The organism is Micromonospora sp. NPDC005220 (assembly GCF_040607895.1).
Taxonomy (GTDB): Bacteria; Actinomycetota; Actinomycetes; order Mycobacteriales; family Micromonosporaceae; genus Micromonospora.
In genome coordinates this window covers 8,600-27,261 of sequence record NZ_JBEXHP010000006.1, presented here as the reverse complement: position 1 = coordinate 27,261, position 18,662 = coordinate 8,600, and the positions used below count along the sequence as shown (strand labels likewise).

Genomic DNA, 18,662 nt, shown 5'->3' with positions numbered 1-18,662 from the left:
GTGTCAACGTCGGACTATTATTAAGATAGTTAACTGTTTCTGTCCAGGGGCTGACGTGGACAACCGGTTCTCCCGTCGGGCGGCGACCGACGGGAGAAGGCGACCGACGGGAGAACCGGGAAGGCCCGCCTCAGCGGCGGAAGGTGAACCAGTTGACGTTGACGAAGTCGTTCGGTTGGCCACTGCTGAAGGTGAGGTAGACGGCGTGCCGGCCGGTCACCGCGCCGACGTTGCCGGGCACCGAGCGCCAGCTCTGCCAGCCGCCCGTGTTGCCGATCGCGAAGCTGCCGATGGGCGCCGCCGTCGGGCTGTCCAGCCGCACCTCCACCAGGCCACTCACCCCGCTGCCCGCGCCGGAGGCCACCCGCGCCACGAAGTCCCGGGCCGGGGTGGAGCCGAACTCGACGTTGTCGTAGCGAACCCAGTCCCCGTTACGCAGCGCGGCGATGTTCTGCCCGCCCTCCGAGCACGCCTCGACGAGCACCCCGTTCTGCCCGTTGAACGACTCTGCCTCGACCTGCGCGTACGCGTCCCTCGTGCCGCCGGGCGGCGGCGTGGTGGGGGGCGGGGTGGTCCCGCCGCCGCGGCGGTACACCGCCACGTAGTCGACCAGCATCGGCCGACCCGGGACGGTCGCGGCGGTGGGCGTGCCACTGCCGGCCACCCCGTTCGGGAACGCCCCACCCATCGCCACGTTGAGCAGCAGGAAGTAGCCCGCGTGCGAGGTCATCTGCGACCAGGCCGGCTCGCCGACCCGGCTCTGCGTGACGGTGTGGTAAAGCTGCCCGTCGACGTACCAGCGCAGTTGCTGGGGGCTGATCGAGGCGTCCCACTCGAACCGGTAGGTGTGGAACGCCGACTGGCAGCTGGCCCCCGGGCAGGCCCGGGACGCGCCGATGCCGTTGAACTCGTCGCACGGCCCACCCGGGGCGACGCCGCAGTGCAGCACGCCCCAGACCGAGTTGATGCCGTTGACGTTCTCCATCACGTCGAACTCGCCGATGCCCGGCCAGTTCTGATAGTTGCCCCGATAGGGCGCGCCGAGCGCCCAGAACGCGGGCCAGTAGCCGGCGGCCGCCGCTCCGGTGACGTTCGGCATCTGGATCCGGCCCTCGATGGCCAGCACGCCGCCGGCCGGGGCCTTGAAGTCGCTGCGGACGGTCTCGATCCGGGCGGAGGTCCAGCCTCCCCCACTGTCGCGCAGCGGTGTGATCCGCAGGTTGCCGCCGCCGTCGTGGCTGACGTTGGCGGTGCTGGCGGTGTAGTTCTGGATCTCGCCGGTGCCCCAGTTGGCCGGGCCGCCGGGGTAGTTGTGCCCGGTGTCGATGATCCAGTTGGCGGCCGACGGCAGGGTGCCGGCCGCGCCGGTGAAGTCGTCGCTCCAGACCGTGCTCCAGCCGGCGGCGGGAGGCGGAACGGCGGCCTGCGCGTTCATGGTGATGCCGGCCAGGGCGGTGGTGGTGGCGATGAGCAGGACGGACGCCAGCAGGCGGCGTCGGACGGGCGGGGTGGCGGTGGCCGCCGGAGGAGGTGGCATGGACGTGCCTCTCTGCGGGGGGACGGGTCGAGAGAGCGCTCTCTCAGAGTTGTACGTCTCGCCAGGACAGTTGTCAACGTCGATCTATGTCAGCGTTCGCCGGTGCCGCCTGCGGTCGGCGGTGCCGCCTGCGGTCGGCGGAGCACGGCCTGCTCGACCGCCGACCACACGCTCGTGGTCACCAGGTAGATCACCGCGGCGAGCGGCAGCACCAGCGCCACCAGCACCGTCGTGAACGGCAGCAGGGGCAGCAGCCGGCCGAGCGTCGCCGCACCCGCCCCTTCGGTCGGCGTACCGGCCACCGTGCCGACCGCCGCCGATGCCCGGCGCGACGACCACCAGGCCACCACCAGCAACACCACCAGCAGTACGCCGAACAGCGGCCCGGCCGCACCGGCCAGCCCGTCGTTGAGGTGGTGACCCAGTGGCACCCCGGCCAACCGCTCGTCGAGCAGCCCGGTGCCACCCTCGCTGGTGCCGAACAACCGGTACAGCACCAGCAGAAACGGCGCCTGGAGGAGCAACGGCAGGCAGCCGGCGATCGGGTTCGCGCCGGCTTCGCGGTACAGCGTGAACACCTCGCGCTGAAGCGTCGCCGGGTCGTCGGCGTACCGCTGCCGAAGGTCACGCACCTGTGGGGCGAGCGCCGCGCGGCGCCGCTCGCCGCGGACCTGCGCGGCGGTCAGCGGCGAGATCAGCAGCCGGACGGCGATGGTGAAGAGCACGATGGCGGCGGCGGTCGCCGCACCGCCGGCCAGTGGTTCGAGCAGCTCGGTGAGCCAGGACAACGCGCTGCCGGCAGCGCCGACGGCGTCGTGCAGTGGTGCGAAGGCAAGCATGGGAAAACCCCTCGGTCCGATTCCGGTGAGGCCCTCCCCCGGGCGGCATCCGCTCGACAAGGGGGGCCGGTGACGGCGGGATCGGCCGCGCGGCGGCGAGACGCTACGCGGCCGAGGGGTGCCCCGGAGCACGGGGACGAGGCCGACCGGCGGCATCCGGGTCGAGCTGGCGGGGCATTCGGCGACTTCGGGAGCGGGCCCGCAGACCGGCCCACCGGGGCCCGCCGCCGGGCGTGCCCGCCCGGCCGTGCAGCCGCGCCGCCAGCACCACCGCGAGCAGCACCAGAGCGGTCAGAGCGGCCCCGGCGAGCAGGTCGACCGGCCGGCCCGCGAGCACTGTGAGCTGGGCGAACGCGGACATCCACGCAACCCCGACATAGCCCAGCAGCACCGGCACGGGCTCAGCATAGGACCGGCTGTCACGTCACAGCCGCATCCGGCGGCCCGCCCGGAGTACGACGTGCCGCCGCCACGTTTCCCGGCATCGCCACGTTGGGTAACCAACGGCGGACCGACGCGGACGGACCGCGAACGGTAGAAACGGACGGGTGATGTCGATGACCGGTCAGGTGGCGGAGGCGCCCAGCGACATGGCTGCGGCGACCGGGTTGCTCACCGTGGGTGTCGAGGAGGAGTTCCTGCTCGTCGACCCACACACCGGGGCCGCGGTTCCGGCCGTGGACCTGGTCATGGAGCAGGTGCCGGCCGAGCTTCGCGGACAGGTGGAGCGGGAGTTCCAGACCAGTCAGATCGAGATCGGCAGCCCGCCCGGCCTGGAACTCTCGTCGATCCGACACTCCCTCGGCGTACTGCGTCGGGCGCTCTCCGACGCCGCCGAGCGGGCCGGTGTACGCCTGCTCGCCATCGGCACCGGCCCGGTGGACGGCCCGGTGCCACCGGTGGTGGACAAGCCTCGCTTCGACCGGATGATCGAGCGGTTCCGGCTGCTCGTTCCCGGGCCGGGCAACAACGGCATGCACGTGCACGTGGGGGTGCCCGACCCGGACACCGGCGTGCAGGTGCTCAATCACGTGCGGCCGTGGCTGCCGATGCTGCACGCCGTGACCACCAACTCGCCGTTCTCCCGGAGCGAGGACACCGGCTATGCCAGTTGGCGTTCGGTGGAGTGGGAGCGCTGGCCGTCGGTGGCGCCGACGCCGTTCTTGGAGTCGCACGAGCACTACCAGCGGCTGATCCGTCAGTTGATCTCCAGCGGGGTGATGCTCGACGAGGGGATGCTCTACTGGTACGCCCGCCTGTCCGCGAAGTACCCGACGGTGGAGCTGCGGATCGGCGACGTCTGCCCGTCGGTGGACGACGCGGTGCTGGTCGCCGCGCTGGTCCGGGCACTGGTCGCGACCGCGATGGCGGATGTCGAGGCCGGCCGGCCGGCGTTGCAGACCGACCACCACCTGCTGGTCGGGGCGCACTGGCGGGCCGCCCACGACGGCCTGGAGGGTGAGGCCGTCGACGTCACCACCGGCGAGCTGCGCCCGGCCTGGGAGTTGCTGGACCGGTTCGTGGAGCGGATGCGGCCGGCGCTGGAGCAGCACGGCGACTGGGCCGAGGTGACCGACCTGCTGGGTGGCCTGCGCCGGCACGGCAGCGGCGCGGCACGGCAGCGCGCGGTGTTCGAGCGCACCGGCAGCCTCACCGACGTGGTGCAGGACGTCGCACGACAGACCCGCGGCTGATCACCACGTGACAGGATGGACCCCGTGGCGCAGCGGCTGATCGTCATCGGCGGGGACGCCGCCGGAATGTCGGCGGCGTCCCAGGCCCGACGCCGCCGAAAGCGTGCCGACCTGGAGATCGTGGTCTTCGAGCGGGGCCACTTCACCTCCTACTCGGCGTGCGGCATCCCCTACTGGATCAGTGGACTGGTGCCCGGCCCCGAAGCGTTGATCGCCCGGGACCCGGAGACGTTCCGCACGGAGTACGCGATGGACGTCCGGATGCGCCACGAGGTCACGACCATCGACCTGGAACGCCGCGAGGTGGTGGCCCGGGACCTGGACGGCGGCGACGAGGTCCGCGAGCGCTTCGACGACCTGGTGTACGCCACCGGCGCGATGCCGGTGAAGCCGCCGTGGGCGGTCACCGACGCGGGCGGCGTGTTCGGCATGCAGACCCTCGACGACGGTGCGGCGCTGCGCGAGTGGCTGGACGCCGACCCGCAGCCGCGCCGGGCCGTGGTGGTCGGCGGCGGCTACATCGGCGTCGAGATCGCCGAGGCGCTCCTCCTCCGCGGCCTCTCGGTGACCCTGATCGAGGCGGGCGAACAGCCCATGTCGACGGTGGACGGCGACATGGGCGAGCTGGTGGCCGACGCCATGCGCGGCCTCGGCATCACCATCTGCACCGGCCTGCTGGTGACCGGCCTGGAGCAGCGGGACGGCCGGGTGTCCGCGGTGGTCACCGCCGAGGGGCCGATTCCGACCGACGTGGTGGTCCTGGGCCTCGGCGTACGCCCCAACGCCGCGCTGGCCGAGGCTGCCGGGCTGCCGATCGGGCCGACCGGTGGGGTTCGGGTGGACCGCCAGATGCGAGTTCCGGGACAGCCCGGAATCTGGGCTGCCGGTGACTGCGTGGAGACGCTGCACCGGGTCAGCGGCATGCCGGTGCACGTGCCGCTGGGCACGCACGCCAACAAGCAGGGTCGGGTGGCCGGAATCAACATCGGCGGCGGGTACGCCACCTTCGCCGGCGTGATCGGCACGGCGGTGACCAAGGTCTGCGACCTGGAGGTGGGTCGGACGGGCCTCCGCGAGCGCGAGGCCAGGGCGGCCGGCTTCGACTTCGTCTCGGTGATCGCCGAGTCGACCAACCGGGCCGGTTACTACCCGGGTGCCCGGCCGATGACGGTCAAGCTGATCGCCGAGCGCCCCAGCGGCCGGTTGCTCGGCGCGCAGATCGTCGGGTGGTCCGAGGCGGCCAAACGGATCGACACGCTGGCCGTGGCACTGTGGAACGGCATGACGGTGGACGATATGACGGCACTGGACCTGGGCTACGCTCCGCCGTACGCGCCGGTGTGGGATCCGGTGCTTATCGCCGCCCGAAAAGCGGTCGACGCGCTCGCCGCCCTCGACCGTTGACCCGCGCCCGCCGTGGAGGACCACCCCGTGACCCAGACCCCGACCCGACCGACCACGCGTCGGCGTCCCACCATGGTCGACGTGGCCCGGCGCGCCGACGTCAGCCTGAAGACGGTCTCCCGGGTCGTCAATGACGAGCCGGTGGGGCAGGAGTTGGTCGGCCGGGTGCTGGCCGCCATCGCCGAGCTGGGCTTCCGGCGCAACGACATCGCTCGTAACCTGCGCTCCCGGCAGCTCAACGCCACCGTCGGGCTGCTCATCGAGGAGATCGCCAACCCGTTCTACGCGACCATCGCCAGCGTCGCCGCCGAGATCGCCGCCGCCCACGGCACCATGCTGATCACCGCGTCGTCGGAGGAGGACCCGGAGCGGGAACGCGCACTGCTCCAGGACTTCACCCAGCGCCGGGTCGACGGTCTGCTGGTGGTGCCGGCCGGCCTCGACCACTCGTTCCTGCGCCGTGAGGTCGAGCTGGGCATGCCTGTGGTGTTCCTGGACCGGCCTCCGCAGGGGTTGCAGGCCGACGCGGTGCTGTTGGACAACCGGGGTGGCAGCCACGCCGGGGTGAACGCGCTGCTCGACGAGGGGCACCGACGGGTGGGGCTGCTGCTCGGCGCGCCGAGCGTGCCCACCATGCGTGAGCGGCTGACCGGGGCACGGGCCGCGCTGGACGCCGCCGGGGTCGAGCCGGACGAGTCGCTGATCCGCGAACGGCTGATCGCTCCCGAGGAGGCCGGCCGGGCCGTCGCCGCGCTGCTCGACCTCCCGGAGCCGCCCACCGCGTTCTTCTGCGCCAACAACCGGCTCACCGTCGGCGCGCTCCAGGAGCTGCATCGGCGGGGCAGCGACGCCGCGCTGGTCGGCTTCGACGACTTCGAACTGTCCCACCTGATGCCCCGCCCGCTGACCGTCGTCGCGTACGACACCAGGGAGCTGGCGAGGGTGGCCACCGAGCGCCTGTTCCAACGCATCGCCGGAGACGACACCCCGCCCACCACCACGGTCCTCCCCACCCGCCTGCTGAAGCGCGGCCTGACCTAAGGCGTACTGAGCGGGGCTTCGACCTCGGCGCGGGTCGGCGGGTTGGCGCCTCGGCGGGCGCAGGTCAACGCGGCCACCGTGGCGGCCTGCCGGAGCACCTCCGCCCACTGCTGCGGGGTCACCTTGGCGAGCCGGTCGGCCGGGTGGACGCCGAGCGCGTCGAGGTCGGCCAGCGCGGCCAGCAGGCCACCGGTGAACGAGTCGCCGGCGCCGACGGTGTCGACCACTGTGGTGCGGACCGCTGGCTCCTCGTGCAGCGAGCCGTCGGGCGCGAGCAGCCAGGCGCCCTCCCCGCCCCGGGTCACCACGGCGCAGGAGACGCCGGCCGTACGCCATTCGGTCATCACGTCGGCCGCCGAACGGTCCGGGTAGAGCCAGGCCAGGTCCTCGTCGCTGGCCTTGACCAGGTGCGCGAGGCGTACCTGCCGGCGTACCCGCTGCTGCTCCGCGGCCCGGTCGGTGACGATGCTCGGCCGCAGGTTGAGGTCGATGGAGAGGGTGAGCCCGTCCCGTCGGCGTTCCCGGGCGAGCAGGCCCTCCAGCGCCGCCGCGCCGGGTGCCAACGCGAGCGCGAGGGACCCGGTGTGCAGCGCGACCGCCGGCGAGCCGGCCAGCTCGGGCAGCTCCTGCGGCGTCCACTGCCAGTCCGCCGCACCGGCCAGCCGGAACTCGTAGCTGGCCTGCCCGGCGGCGTTCAGGGTGGCCACCGCCACCGAGGTGGGCTCCTCGGCGCGCACCGCCCACTCCAGGTCCACCCGGTTGGCGCTCAGATGCGCGACGAGCTGCCGACCGTACTCGTCGTCGGCGAGCCGGGCCAGCAGCCGTACCGGTTGGTCGAGCCGGGCCACTGTGACCGCGACGTTCGCCGGGGAGCCACCCGGCACCGCCCGCTGCCCCTCCCCGGTGACGACCAGGTCGATCAGTGCCTCACCCGCGACGACGATCACGCGGCCACCCCCTCCGGTGCGAGCGGGCCGGGGCCACCGAGCCCGTCGGCCGCGCGGGACAGCAGTACCGCCTGGTAGGCGTGGTAGACGTCCGGTCGGCCGTGCCAGACCGTGTCGGCGGGCAGGTTCTGCGCGTCCAACTCGTGCCGCCATCCGGTCTGGTCGAGGAGGGTGCGGCGGGCGTACGCCCAGAAGACGCGGTACCAGTCGAGGTAGACCTCGTCCCCGGTGCGGCGGTGCAGGGTGATCGCCGCCCCGATCGCCTCGGCGAGAACCCAGTGCATCCGGGAGCGCACCACCGGCCGGTCGTCCCAGTCGATGGTGTAGACGAAGCCGTCCGCGCCGTCGACCGCCCAGCCGCGACGCACGGCGGCGGCGAACAGGGCACGGGCGTCGGCGAGCAGCCAGCGGGGCGGCTGCGGCAGCACCGCCTCCAACTCCAGCAGCAGCCGGGCCCACTCCAGCCAGTGCCCGACGGTGGAGCCGTAGGGCCGGAACGGGTCGGCGGGCTGGTCCCGGTTGTAGTCGGGCAGCGGCGTCCAGTCGGCGGTGAAGTGCTCGGGCAGCCGCCAATCGTGCCGGGCCGCCTCACCGTGCACGAGGTGGGTGGCGATCTGCCGGGCCCGGTCGGCCCAGCTCGCGTCGCCGGTGGCGGCGGCAGCGGCGAGGAACGCCTCGACCATGTGCATGCTGCTGTTGGCACCGCGGTAGTCCTCGGTGACCGTCCAGTCCCGGTTCCACGATTCCCGGACCGCGCCGGCGTCGTCGTCCCAGAACCGGTCCCGTACGACGGTCAGCGCGTCGGCGAGCAACCGGTCCGCGCCGGGCCGTCCGGCGCGCGCGGCGCTGGAGGCGGCGAGCAGTACGAACGCGTGGTCGTAGCCGGCCTTGCGATCGTTGACGGGTACGCCCTGCTGATCCACCGCGCCGAACCAGCCGCCGTACCGGTCGTCGCGCAGCAGCGTGCTGAGCGCGGCGATCCCGTGGTCGACCAGGGCGGCGGCGTCCGGGTCGCCGTTACGAAGGGCGAGGGAGGCGACGTAGGTCATCCGGCAGGTGATCCAGGTGTGGATCGGTTCGCCACGATCCGGGGTGCGGTCGTCGGTGAGCCACCAGAAGCCGCCCTCGGGCCGGACCGAGCGGCGGGCGGTGTCGAGCAGCGTCCGGGTCTGGTCGACGAGGAGTTCGTCAAGGTCGGGCAGGTCTGGCGAACCCGCCGGAGCGGGGGTGGTTACGGCGTCGGATCGGGGCACGTCGGTCATCTCAGTTGGTCACCGTGGGGTAGGAAAAGGGACATACGGCCAGGATCGGTGGACGGACCAGGTCCGCGCCGGGAAACCGTCAACGGGACAGCGCGCACCGGGTGCGACCGGGAGAAGATCATACGTAGGACCCCTCTTCCCTTTTGTCCGTTGACATCGTTGTCACGCGTTCAACCCTGCTCCGGCAGCCGGCCGACTGTCAATCCCGGCTGCGTCACACCGCCCAAGGACGGCCTCGGTCAGTAGTAGTCGTCGATCGGCTGGCGCGCCACGTCGAACAGCGCCGGCCCCTCGTAACGGACCGGAGGCAGCGGCGGGCTGGCCGGCTTGACCTCCTCGAACTGCTCGGTCGACAGGGCGTACACCACCCGCCCGAGGCCGGACCGCTCGATCGCCGTCGCGCACATCGCGCAGGGTTGGCAACTGGTGAACATGGTGGTGCCGGCGGCCACCTCGGGCGCGAGCTCCCGAGCCGCCCAGCGGGCCAACTTCAACTCCGGGTGGGCGCTGATGTCCGCGTCGGAGACCACGGTGTTGTGGTCCTCGATCAGGACGACGCCGTCCGCGTCGACCAGCAACGACCCGAACGGCCGTTCGCCGGAAGCCCCGGCCCGGCTGGCGATCTCCACCGCGTGGCGGAGAAACGTCTCGTCATCGGGGGTCATCGGTCCTCCTGGGATGTGCGGTACGCGGCCACGGCCGCAAGGGTTCGCCACGCGCGTTCGGGCTGGCGGATCTCGTTCGCGCCAATTCGCACGGGCCCTACGCTAGCCACTGTGGACCGGCGTGGGAACGCCGTGATCCGGCGGAAGCACACCCGGGCGGCCGGCACGAACCACGCACGGCTCAGGAGGGCCAGATGGATCTGCCCGAGGGACTTGACTGGGTACGCGGGTCACCGGCCGGCCGCGACTGGCTGGCCACGCTCCCGACGTGGCTGACCGAGTGCGCCGAGCGCTGGTCGCTGCGGATCGGGCCACCCTTCCGGTACGCGTACGCCTCACTGGCGCTCCCCGTCGACCTGCCCGACGGCACAGCGGCGGTGCTGAAACTCCAGTACCCCGACGAGGAGAGCCGCTACGAAGCCGACGCGCTGGCCCACTGGGACGGCGACGGGGCGATCCGGCTGCTCGCCCACGATCCGCAACGGCGTGCCCTGCTGCTGGAACGCTGCCGACCCGGCACTCCCCTGCACGACCTTCCGCCGAGCCGAGCGCTGGACGCGGTGACCGGGCTGCTCCCCCGACTCTGGCGGCCGGCCGGCGCGCCGTTCACCCCGCTGGCGCAGGAGGCCGCCGGCTGGATCGACCGGATGCCCCGAGCCTGGGAGCGGACCGGCCGACCGTACGAGCGGCGGCTGCTCGACGCGGCGCTCGACCTGCTCACCGGCCTGGCGTCGAGCCAGAGTGAGCAGGTGCTGGTCAACCAGGACCTGCACGCCGGCAACATCCTCGCCGCTGACGCGCTCGCCGCGGACCGGGGGCCGTGGCTGGCGATCGACCCCAAGCCGTTGACCGGGGAACGGGAGTTCTCGGTCGTGCCGATGGTGCGCGGCCCGGAGTTGGGTCACGCACCGGACGCCGTCCGGCACCGGCTGGACCGGCTCAGCACCCAGTTGGGGCTGGACCGGGAGCGGGTCCGAGGCTGGACAATCGGGCACACGCTGGCCTGGGGCGTAGCCGGCGACGTCGTCTTTTCGCAGCAGATCGACGTGGTCCGCTGGTTACTCGACGACGAATGAGGCCCGGCAGCGTCGCGAATCCCCCGAACCCGACGCACGATCGCGCAGGGGTCGGGCAGCGCGCCAGTCCCCCGAACCCGGGCGGCGGGACCCGGTGGGTCAGGCGGCCTGACAGGTACGGCACCAGTAGAGGTTGCGACCGGCCAGCTCACCGCGGCTGACCTCGGTGCCGCAGACGTGGCAGGGCGCTCCCGGGCGGCGGTAGACGTACACCTCGCCACCGTGCCGGTCCACCCGCGCCGGGCGGCCCATCGCCTCCGGCAGGTGCACGTCGCGGACGGTGTCGATCCGGCCGTGCTCGACCGCGAGCCGCATCAGCCCGACCAGGTCGGCCCAGAGCGCGTCCCAGCCGGTTCTGGTCAGCTGCCGGCCCGGCATCCTCGGCGGCAGCCCCGCCCGGAACAGCGCCTCGGTCACGAAGATCAAGCCGGTGCCGGCCACCACCGACTGGTCCAGCAGCAGCGCGGCGAGGGGCGTGGGGCTGCGCGAGATCCGGGCGTACGCCCGCTCCGGGTCGGCGTCGGCGCGCAGCGGGTCCGGCCCGAGGCGGCCCCGCAGCGCGGCCACCTCGGGTGGGGTGAGCAGCTCGCAGGCCGTGGGCCCGCGCAGGTCCAGCCAGTGCCGGTCGCTGGCCAGCCGCAGCCGCAGCTGACCGACCGGCTCCGGCGGCTCTCCCGGCCCGTCGGTGAACTTGCCATACAACCCAAGGTGTACGTGCAGAATCAGCTCGCCGGCGTAGTGGTGCAGCAGGTGCTTGCCGTACGCCTCGGTGCCCTCCAGCACCGTCCCGGAGAGCCGGGCGGCACCCTCGGCGAAGCGCCCCTGCGGGCTCGCGGCGTGCAGCTTGTCCCCGGCGAACAGCTCGGCGTGCCGGGCCGCCAGGCGATGGATCGTGTGTCCCTCTGGCACGGGTGCCAACGATACCCAGCCCCGCCGGACCGGCCCGCGCTCCGATTCCCTGACGGCGTGGTCAGCTCTGGCGCTGCCCCTTGACGCCGCTCACGAATGCGGCCCAGGTGGTCGGGGCGAAGGCCAGCGCCGGACCGCTCGGGTCCTTGCTGTCCCGTACGCCCACGACGTCGGGCAGGTTGTCGGCCACCTCGACGCAGTCACCGCCGCTCCCGCCGCTGCGGGTGCTCTTGCGCCAGGTGGCACCGGCAAGGTCAGTCATGATGCTCCTCGATGATCGAAGTGATCATTTTCTCTGATTCTGCCTCACCCGACGCGAGCGCCTCCAGATCCGACCAGACATGTTCGAAGGCGGCGACCTCGGCTGGCTTGTCCAGATAGAGCGCGCCGGTGATGTTCTCCAGGTAGACGGTGGTCGGTTCGGTCGACGCCCGGCCGAACGCCTGCGGGAAGTCCAGCAGGACGAAGGTGCCGGTCTCGCTGGCCAACGGCGGACCGGCGGCGAGCGGCAGCACCCGCAGACTCACGTTCGGCAGCGCGGCCACGTCGAGCAGGTGCCGCAACTGCTGAGCCATCGCCCGCCGATCGGGGATCGTGCGCCGCAGCACGGCCTCGCTCAGGACGACCCGCAGGGTGGGCGCGGTGGGCAGCCGGCGCACGAGGATGCCCTGCCGTTGCAGCCGCACCTCCACCAACTTTTCCCGGTCCTCCGCGCGCATCGTCGGATTCTTCCGGCGGAACAACTCGCTGGCGTACTCCCGGGTTTGCAGAAGCCCTGGGATCAACTCCGAATCATATCGGCGAATCAGTATGGCCGACGATTCCAGGCCGACGTACAGCGAGAACCACGCCGGGACGACATCACCGTACGAATGCCACCAGCCCCGGGCGCGAGTCTCTTTCGCGAGGCCGGCCACGATCTCCCCCATGGCGTCGGTAACCCGATAGAGAACGCACATCGCGCGGGCGTCCACCACGCGCACGGGGACCAGCCCTTTCTCGATGCGCCACACCTTCTGCCGCGAGCAGTCAAGTGCTTCGGCCGCGGCGTCCAGCGTCACCGAGGCATCCTCGCGGAGCTGCGTGAGCAGCCGTCCGAGCTGCCGCCGAGGGACCGTGGACCCGCTTGTTTCATCCACCATGCAACATCACCGCTCTCCTCCTGCAACACCGAATGTTTCACCCCGCCCGCATTTCCTTACCATTCCTCGTGCGTCGATATGGCCTGAGGTTAGGGCGGGTTTCGGCGTTGCACAAGGTGGCCAGCGTGGAACATGCTGTCACGCGTCAGGAGAAGCCAGAATGGCGTCGGGAATGGCGTCGACAATAGCCCGCGCGCACGTATGAACCGTGAATCGGCGCGACGCTGTTCTTCGGGAAGGACGTCACCGTGCGCGTGTCGTACAACGAATACCTCTTGGTCACCGCGCTGACCCTCGCCCGTCGACACCGGCCCGTCTGGAGCTGGACGCGCTGGCGCACGGTGTGTCGCTGCGGCGCCGAGCTGCCCTGCCGGGCGCGCCACCGCATCCCGATCAACCGCGGGCACTGGCCGACGTGACCGACCTGAAGCCCGGCGACCTGCTGCTGATCGGCGAGGCGTGTTCGGTGCAGTTCACCGGTGACCGGGCGCTGCGTCTTCGACTGGTGAACGTGGACCCGCGCCCGACCTACCACGGGTGGGTCTGGCTGAGCGGTTACGTACTGGACGACAAGGGCCGGGCCGTCGACAAGCGGGAGGTGTTCGTGCAAAAGGCCGGCGTACGGGTGCTCCGCGCCGCGCCCGCGCCCGCACCCCGCGCGCTCCGCCCCGCACCCGGCACGTCGTCCGCACCGGGCAGTCGGTGCCGTGCACCGCCCCCGGCCGGCTTAGGCCGCCGTACCCCGGATTGGTGTCAGGAAACGCCCAGGTGGGTATTTGAGGGGCGACACCGCGTGGGTGCCACCCTCTCCGTCGGCCACCACGCATTCATCAGGAGGTGTGTAGTGGTCAGGATTCCTTCGCTGTCCCGCCGGTCCGAGCCGGCACCGACGCGGGACGAGAACCTCGACGGCCGCGTGGACGGCCGCGACACCCCGGTCACCGAGACCGGCCAGTCCGACGACGGCGTCGGTCGCCCGGTGGTCACCGACCGAGACGCCGACCAGACGACGTACCGCAGCGCCGGCGCGACCGGCGGCAAGACCAGCGAGGCCGAGCGACGGGCCAACGAGCGGGCGGCGGTGGCCCGAGCCGCCACCACGCGACCGGTGGAGACCGAGCCCAGGGCCGTCAGCGCCCGCCCGGTCGCGCCCGAGCCCTCGAACGGCACGACCCGCCCGGTCGCACCCGAACCCTCGAACGGCACGACCCGCCCGGTCGCACCCGAGCCGCGCACCGCCGAGAAGGTGGAGACCGAGGCCAAGCCCACCGTTGCCCCGACCACGGCGGGCACCGCCGAGCGGGACGCCGACCTCGACACCACCAGCCGTCGGCCGGACACCACCGACCGGGTCACCACCGACCGCCCCGTCGACGCGACCCCTGGCGTGACCACGCCCGAGCCGCCGGTGACGCGTGGCCCGAAGCCACGGGCCAGCCTGCTCGCCACCCTCGGCCTGATCGTGTCGGTCGCCGGTGCGATGTTCGTGCTGACCGGCACCCTGGCCGGTTACGGCATCGGGCTCGGCGCGTTCGGCGCGGTGCTCGCCGTGCTCGGTCTGATGGCCACCCGCCGTCGGCACGTCGCCGGCAAGACCGACGCGCTCTTCGGCGTGCTGATCGGGCTGGCCGCGGTCGTGATCGGGGTGCTCGCGATGACCGGTCAGTTCGACTGGCCGACCACCGACGGCGACTGGGTGCAGCGCTTCCGTGAGTGGCTCGACTCACAGTTTGTCGATCGTTTCTAGCGGGCACTGTTCCGTTCGCCGGTGATCCACCGGCGAACGGCCGGCGGTTCGCCGGCAGCCCGACCAGTCCGGTGGTTCACCGGCCGGGCGACACCCTTTTTCAGGGGCGGCGGTTCGCCGCCCCTGAAGTGTTTTTGGCGTTCGACGGTTCCGGTCCAGGTCACCGCGCGGCGATCTCACGCATCCCGGCAGCCGCCAGAAACACGTACGCCACCCTTTGCTCTGCTGCCCTATATGCGCCACCGAGTGTCCGGCGAGCCTCCGACGCGTAGCGCCGGAAAATGGCCACCGGTTCCGGTACTCGTCGGTGCGGGTGGCCCCCGTCTGATGGCGCCTATAAGGCAGCAGAGCAAAGGGTGCGAACGAGCCTCGCGGCCCCTCGCGGCCCTCGCCGTCCTCGCGGCCCTCGCCGTCCTCGCGGCGCTCGCCTCCCGGCCCCCCACCCCGGCCCTCGACCCCGACTCCGGGCCACTCGGCCACGGCACGAGACGACACTCCACGCTCCAACGCAACGAATCGCTTCAGATAGCTCACCACACGCAACGGATCTACGGCCTGCGCAACTCTCGGCGGTGGATCCTGACGCTGACGCCGCATAACGTTGAGCCACGGCGCCAGCCCGTGGGCCACGGTGGCCGGGCGCGCCCGACCCCTGGGAGCAGGACAATGACGATGGACGCCACCAGCCAGCGCCTGTTGATGTGCCGGCCGACGTACTTCGCCGTCGATTACGCCATCAACCCCTGGATGGACCCGAGCGCGCCGGTCGACGCCGCACTGGCCGTCCGGCAGTGGGAGCAGCTGCGCCAGACGTACCTTGACCTGGGCCACACCGTCGAGGAGATCACTCCGGTGCCCGGCCTGCCCGACATGGTCTTCGCCGCCAACGGCGGCACCGTTATCGACGGCAAGGCGATGGCCGTGCAGTTCCGCGACCCGCAGCGCGCCGACGAGGCGCCGGCGTACCGGGCCTGGTTCGAGGCCGCCGGCTTCGAGATGTACGACCCGAAGCACATCAACGAGGGCGAAGGCGACGTCCTGCTGGCCGGTGACCACCTGCTGGCCGGCACCGGCTTCCGTACGGCGCACGCCTCCCACGCCCAGTTGCAGGAGGTCTTCGGCTACCCGGTGATCACCATGCAACTGGTCGACCCGCGCTTCTACCACCTGGACACCGCGCTGACGGTGCTCGACGAGCGGACCGTGGCGTACCTGCCGGAGGCGTTCTCCCCCGGCAGCCAGGCCGTACTGCGCCGGCTCTTCCCCGACGCGGTGCACGCCACCATGGCCGACGCCGAGGTGCTGGGGCTGAACGCGGTCAGCGACGGACGGCACGTGGTGCTGCCCGCGCAGGCCACCGACCTGGCCGCCAAGCTGCGCGACCGGGGCTACGAAACCATCGGGGTCGACCTCTCCGAGCTACGTAAGGCCGGCGGCGGACCGAAGTGCTGCACGCTGCGACTCCGTCAGGGAAAGGCAAGCAAGTGATCGTGGATGACAAGCTGCGGACGCCGGGAGCGGTCCGGGACGCCGAGCGCTGGACCGCGCACAACTACCACCCGCTGCCGGTGGTGATCTCGTCCGCCGAGGGCGCCTGGCTCACCGACGTGGACGGCCGCCGCTACCTGGACTGCCTGGCCGGCTACTCGGCGCTGAACTTCGGTCACCGGCACCCGCAGCTGATCGCCGCCGCGCACGCCCAACTGGACCGGCTCACGCTGACCAGCCGGGCGTTCATCCACGACCAGTTCGCCGACTTCTGCCGGGAGCTGGCCGAGCTGTGCGGCAAGGACCTCGTGCTGCCGATGAACACCGGCGCCGAGGCCGTGGAGACCGGGATCAAGGTGGCCCGCAAGTGGGGCTACCAGGTCAAGGGCGTGCCCGCCGGCCAGGCCAACATCGTGGTGGCCGACGGCAACTTCCACGGCCGGACCACCACCATCGTGAGCTTCTCCACCGACGAGGACGCCCGCGCCGACTTCGGGCCGTACACCCCGGGGTTCACCGTCGTGCCGTACGGCGACCTGGACGCCCTGGCCGCCGCGATCGACGAGAACACCGTCGCCGTGCTGCTGGAGCCCATCCAGGGCGAGCAGGGCGTGGTGGTGCCACCGGAGGGCTACCTGCCGGGCGTAGGCCAGGTCTGCACCGAGCGGAACGTGCTCTTCATCGCCGACGAGATCCAGTCGGGGCTGGGGCGTACCGGTAGGACCTTCGCCTGTGACCACGAGGGCGTCGTGCCCGACATGTACCTGCTCGGCAAGGCGCTCGGCGGCGGCATCGTGCCGGTCTCCGCGGTGGCCGCGAACGCCGACGTGCTCGGGGTGCTCAAGCCCGGCCAGCACGGCTCCACCTTCGGCGGTAACCCGCTGGCCTGCGCTGTCGCCATCGAGGTGGTCCGGCTGCTGGCCACCGGCGAGTTCCAGCGCCGCTCGGCCGAGCTGGGTGAGCGGCTGCGGGCCGGCCTGGAAGGGCTGGTCGGCAAGGGTCTGGTGGCGGTTCGCGTCCGTGGCCTGTGGGCCGGCCTGGACATCGACCCGACGCTGATGAGCGGTCGGGAGGCGTGTGAGCGGCTCGCCGAGCGCGGCGTGCTCGCCAAGGACACCCACGGCTCCACCATCCGGCTCGCCCCGCCGCTGGTCATCACCGAGGACGAGATCGACCTGGCGGTAGCCCAGCTGGCCGAGGTACTGACCGCCTGACCAACCGCGTTGGCCAAGATCTGCGCAACTACAGGGAAAGTGCTGCCTCGACACCATCTGAGGCAGCACTTTCCGTGTTTTTGTGCGGATCTTGCCGCGCCGCACCCCACCGCGCCCCTCCGGCGCGGCGCGGGGCGGGGCGCGCGGCGCGGGGCGGGGCGGGGCGGGGCGCGTCAGGGGCGGGGTAGGCGCATGGCCATCGTCGGGGCCTCGGCCATCACCGAGGTGGGGGTGAAGGGGGCACCTGTGGGCAGCTCCTCGGCGCGGCCGATCTGCACGCCGGGGTACAGCTCGATCATGTCGTTCTCACCCAGCACCCGGGACTGCTGCGGGGCCAGCGGGATCCGGTCCGCCTCGTTCATCGAACCGGCCGGGCGGATGCCGGAGCCGTTGGTGCTGACGTCGGTCACGATGACCTCGCCGACCCGCAGCTCGAAACGGACGTGACCCCGGCTGATCCAGCGTCGGGCCTCGTCGTTGAGCCACTGCCCGAGCATGATCCCGCCGTCCTGCTCGGGAGCCCGGCCAGCCACGATCGGCTGCTCCTCGCTGAGCACGAACCGTCGCCGAACCAGGCCGCCGACGCGCACCGCGAGCACCTCGGTACGCGGGCGCGGGCCGGCGTCACCGAGCCGTACGCCGTGTCGGGGGCAGGTCGGCACGCCGTTGCGCAGCGCGGGCGGCGGCTGCGCGGCGGGGCTGCGGTCGGCACCCCCGGCCAGGTCGGCGAAAGCGCCACCCCCACCACCGCCGCCGAACAGCGCGCAGCCCGACTCCGGGCAGCGCCACTGGCGGGCCAGCAGCTTGACACCGGTCGGCGACCGCTTGCCGGCCACCGGCGAGGGCCCACCACCGACGTGCGCGATGAACACCGGCCCGCCGGCGCCCGGCACCGGCGCGACGACCCGGCCGGGCTGCTCGACCAGCCACGGGAAACGCCCGCGCAGCCCGTCGAAGCGGACCCGGCTGAGCACCGGCAGACCGAGCAGGTCGGCGACCTCCAACATCCGGTCGCCCGGATTGTCGAGCACCTCGACGAGCCCGTCGTCGGCCCAGCGGCGGACCACCATCCGCTCGTTCGAGGTGAGGTCGGCGTCGGAGAGCAACGCCCGGTGCACCACCGCGTACACCTGGACGCTGTCCTCCTCCAGCTCGCGGGAGAGCGCGTCGATGACCATGCCGAGGCGTAGCAGGCTGGCCGGGCGACCACCGTCGATGTCCTGGTAGCGGATCACCTCGGCCAGGTCGACCACTGCTCGGGCCAGTGACGGGTCCGTGCAGACCCGCCCCTCGATGGCATCCAGAACCTTGCTGATCTCGAATCTCATGCCGCACTCCGGACGATGTCGTCAATGCGCCGGGCCAGCTCGATATCCCGGTGGGTGACCCCACCGGCCGAGTGCGTGACACAGCGGAAGGTCAGGGTCCGCCATCGGATGTCGATGTCGGGATGGTGGTCGAGCTCCTCGGCCACCGCCGCCACCCGGTCCACCACAGCGATGGCGTCCGGGAAACTGCCGAGCTGGACGGTACGACCGATGCCGGTCGGGTCACCCGACCAGTCGGGCAACCGGCCCAGCTCTTCTCGCACCGCGTCCGCGGTGAGCAGGTCTGCCATGACCAGACCCTACCGGTGGCGGGGGCGGCGGGGCCGGCGGGCCCCCCCCGGGGACACCGGCCGCACAAACCACCGCCCA

At 72.1% G+C, this 18,662-nt stretch carries 19 protein-coding genes; 8 read left to right on the top strand and 11 right to left on the bottom strand.

What is annotated here, in order from left to right; genetic code table 11:
• Window positions 1–130 precede the first annotated feature (130 nt).
• The 3 genes from ABZU52_RS04295 to ABZU52_RS04285 all read right to left on the bottom strand — a co-directional run bounded on the left by ABZU52_RS04295 (window position 131) and on the right by ABZU52_RS04285 (window position 2,773).
• On the bottom strand, window positions 131–1,537 hold the full coding sequence (locus ABZU52_RS04295) for a carbohydrate-binding protein (RefSeq protein ID WP_354969651.1): 1,407 nt from the start codon (window positions 1,535–1,537) through the stop codon (window positions 131–133).
• Window positions 1,538–1,626: 89 nt separating this feature from the next.
• Window positions 1,627–2,376 carry a membrane protein insertase YidC gene (yidC, locus tag ABZU52_RS04290; RefSeq protein ID WP_354969650.1) on the bottom strand — a complete coding sequence of 250 codons (750 nt, stop codon included), beginning with the start codon at window positions 2,374–2,376 and terminating at the stop codon, window positions 1,627–1,629.
• A 103-nt stretch (window positions 2,377–2,479) separates the two neighbouring features.
• Window positions 2,480–2,773 (bottom strand): DUF6412 domain-containing protein, encoded by a 294-nt coding sequence (locus tag ABZU52_RS04285; RefSeq protein ID WP_354969649.1) that lies wholly within the window; start codon window positions 2,771–2,773, stop codon window positions 2,480–2,482.
• A gap of 160 nt (window positions 2,774–2,933) precedes the next feature.
• On the opposite strand from ABZU52_RS04285, the gene ABZU52_RS04280 reads away from it, so the two are divergent.
• From ABZU52_RS04280 to ABZU52_RS04270, 3 genes are all read left to right on the top strand, one after another.
• Window positions 2,934–4,070, top strand: coding sequence for a glutamate--cysteine ligase (locus ABZU52_RS04280; RefSeq protein ID WP_354969648.1), 1,137 nt, complete (start codon window positions 2,934–2,936; stop codon window positions 4,068–4,070).
• 24 nt (window positions 4,071–4,094) lie between these two features.
• Entirely contained in the window at window positions 4,095–5,474 is a 1,380-nt protein-coding gene (locus ABZU52_RS04275) for an FAD-dependent oxidoreductase (protein WP_354969647.1), read from the top strand.
• A 72-nt stretch (window positions 5,475–5,546) separates the two neighbouring features.
• The gene (locus tag ABZU52_RS04270; protein ID WP_354969739.1) at window positions 5,547–6,515 is read left to right on the top strand and encodes a LacI family DNA-binding transcriptional regulator; all 969 of its coding nucleotides are present in this window, start codon (window positions 5,547–5,549) and stop codon (window positions 6,513–6,515) included.
• Here the strand turns inward: ABZU52_RS04270 and ABZU52_RS04265 are convergent.
• The 3 genes from ABZU52_RS04265 to ABZU52_RS04255 form a co-directional block, all read right to left on the bottom strand.
• Window positions 6,512–7,462, bottom strand: coding sequence for a carbohydrate kinase (locus tag ABZU52_RS04265; RefSeq protein ID WP_354969646.1), 951 nt, complete (start codon window positions 7,460–7,462; stop codon window positions 6,512–6,514). The two genes, ABZU52_RS04270 and ABZU52_RS04265, sit on opposite strands and share 4 nt — an antisense overlap.
• Entirely contained in the window at window positions 7,459–8,724 is a 1,266-nt protein-coding gene (locus tag ABZU52_RS04260; RefSeq protein ID WP_354969645.1) for an AGE family epimerase/isomerase, read from the bottom strand. Before ABZU52_RS04260 ends, ABZU52_RS04265 begins: the two co-directional genes overlap by 4 nt.
• 239 nt (window positions 8,725–8,963) lie before the next feature.
• Window positions 8,964–9,389: a nucleoside deaminase gene (locus tag ABZU52_RS04255; RefSeq protein WP_354969644.1), complete on the bottom strand. Its 426-nt coding sequence runs from the start codon at window positions 9,387–9,389 to the stop codon at window positions 8,964–8,966.
• A gap of 194 nt (window positions 9,390–9,583) precedes the next feature.
• Between ABZU52_RS04255 and ABZU52_RS04250 the strand changes: the two genes are divergently transcribed.
• Window positions 9,584–10,465 (top strand): aminoglycoside phosphotransferase family protein, encoded by an 882-nt coding sequence (locus tag ABZU52_RS04250; protein WP_354969643.1) that lies wholly within the window; start codon window positions 9,584–9,586, stop codon window positions 10,463–10,465.
• 99 nt (window positions 10,466–10,564) lie between these two features.
• On the opposite strand, the gene ABZU52_RS04245 is transcribed toward ABZU52_RS04250, so the two are convergent.
• The 3 genes from ABZU52_RS04245 to ABZU52_RS04235 form a co-directional block, all read right to left on the bottom strand.
• Entirely contained in the window at window positions 10,565–11,374 is an 810-nt protein-coding gene (locus ABZU52_RS04245) for a DNA-formamidopyrimidine glycosylase family protein (RefSeq protein WP_354969642.1), read from the bottom strand.
• A 61-nt stretch (window positions 11,375–11,435) separates the two neighbouring features.
• Window positions 11,436–11,636 (bottom strand): DUF397 domain-containing protein, encoded by a 201-nt coding sequence (locus ABZU52_RS04240; protein WP_354969641.1) that lies wholly within the window; start codon window positions 11,634–11,636, stop codon window positions 11,436–11,438.
• Window positions 11,629–12,516 (bottom strand): helix-turn-helix transcriptional regulator, encoded by an 888-nt coding sequence (locus ABZU52_RS04235; protein ID WP_354969640.1) that lies wholly within the window; start codon window positions 12,514–12,516, stop codon window positions 11,629–11,631. The genes ABZU52_RS04240 and ABZU52_RS04235 overlap by 8 nt, the downstream gene beginning before the upstream one ends.
• A gap of 248 nt (window positions 12,517–12,764) precedes the next feature.
• On the opposite strand from ABZU52_RS04235, the gene ABZU52_RS04230 reads away from it, so the two are divergent.
• From ABZU52_RS04230 to rocD, 4 genes are all read left to right on the top strand, one after another.
• Complete coding sequence (locus ABZU52_RS04230; RefSeq protein WP_354969639.1) at window positions 12,765–12,935, top strand: hypothetical protein; 171 nt, start codon at window positions 12,765–12,767, stop codon at window positions 12,933–12,935.
• Complete coding sequence (locus ABZU52_RS04225; RefSeq protein WP_354969638.1) at window positions 12,932–14,263, top strand: hypothetical protein; 1,332 nt, start codon at window positions 12,932–12,934, stop codon at window positions 14,261–14,263. The genes ABZU52_RS04230 and ABZU52_RS04225 overlap by 4 nt, the downstream gene beginning before the upstream one ends.
• A gap of 672 nt (window positions 14,264–14,935) precedes the next feature.
• A complete protein-coding gene (ddaH, locus tag ABZU52_RS04220) occupies window positions 14,936–15,751 on the top strand; it encodes a dimethylargininase (protein ID WP_354969738.1) in 816 nt (271 codons plus the stop codon).
• A complete protein-coding gene (gene rocD, locus ABZU52_RS04215) occupies window positions 15,751–16,965 on the top strand; it encodes an ornithine--oxo-acid transaminase (protein WP_354969737.1) in 1,215 nt (404 codons plus the stop codon). Before ddaH ends, rocD begins: the two co-directional genes overlap by 1 nt.
• Window positions 16,966–17,138: 173 nt before the next feature.
• Here the strand turns inward: rocD and ABZU52_RS04210 are convergent, their stop codons facing one another.
• The gene (locus tag ABZU52_RS04210; protein WP_354969637.1) at window positions 17,139–18,293 is read right to left on the bottom strand and encodes an FHA domain-containing protein; all 1,155 of its coding nucleotides are present in this window, start codon (window positions 18,291–18,293) and stop codon (window positions 17,139–17,141) included.
• Complete coding sequence (locus ABZU52_RS04205; RefSeq protein ID WP_354969636.1) at window positions 18,290–18,583, bottom strand: 4a-hydroxytetrahydrobiopterin dehydratase; 294 nt, start codon at window positions 18,581–18,583, stop codon at window positions 18,290–18,292. The genes ABZU52_RS04210 and ABZU52_RS04205 overlap by 4 nt, the downstream gene beginning before the upstream one ends.
• Window positions 18,584–18,662 lie beyond the last annotated feature (79 nt).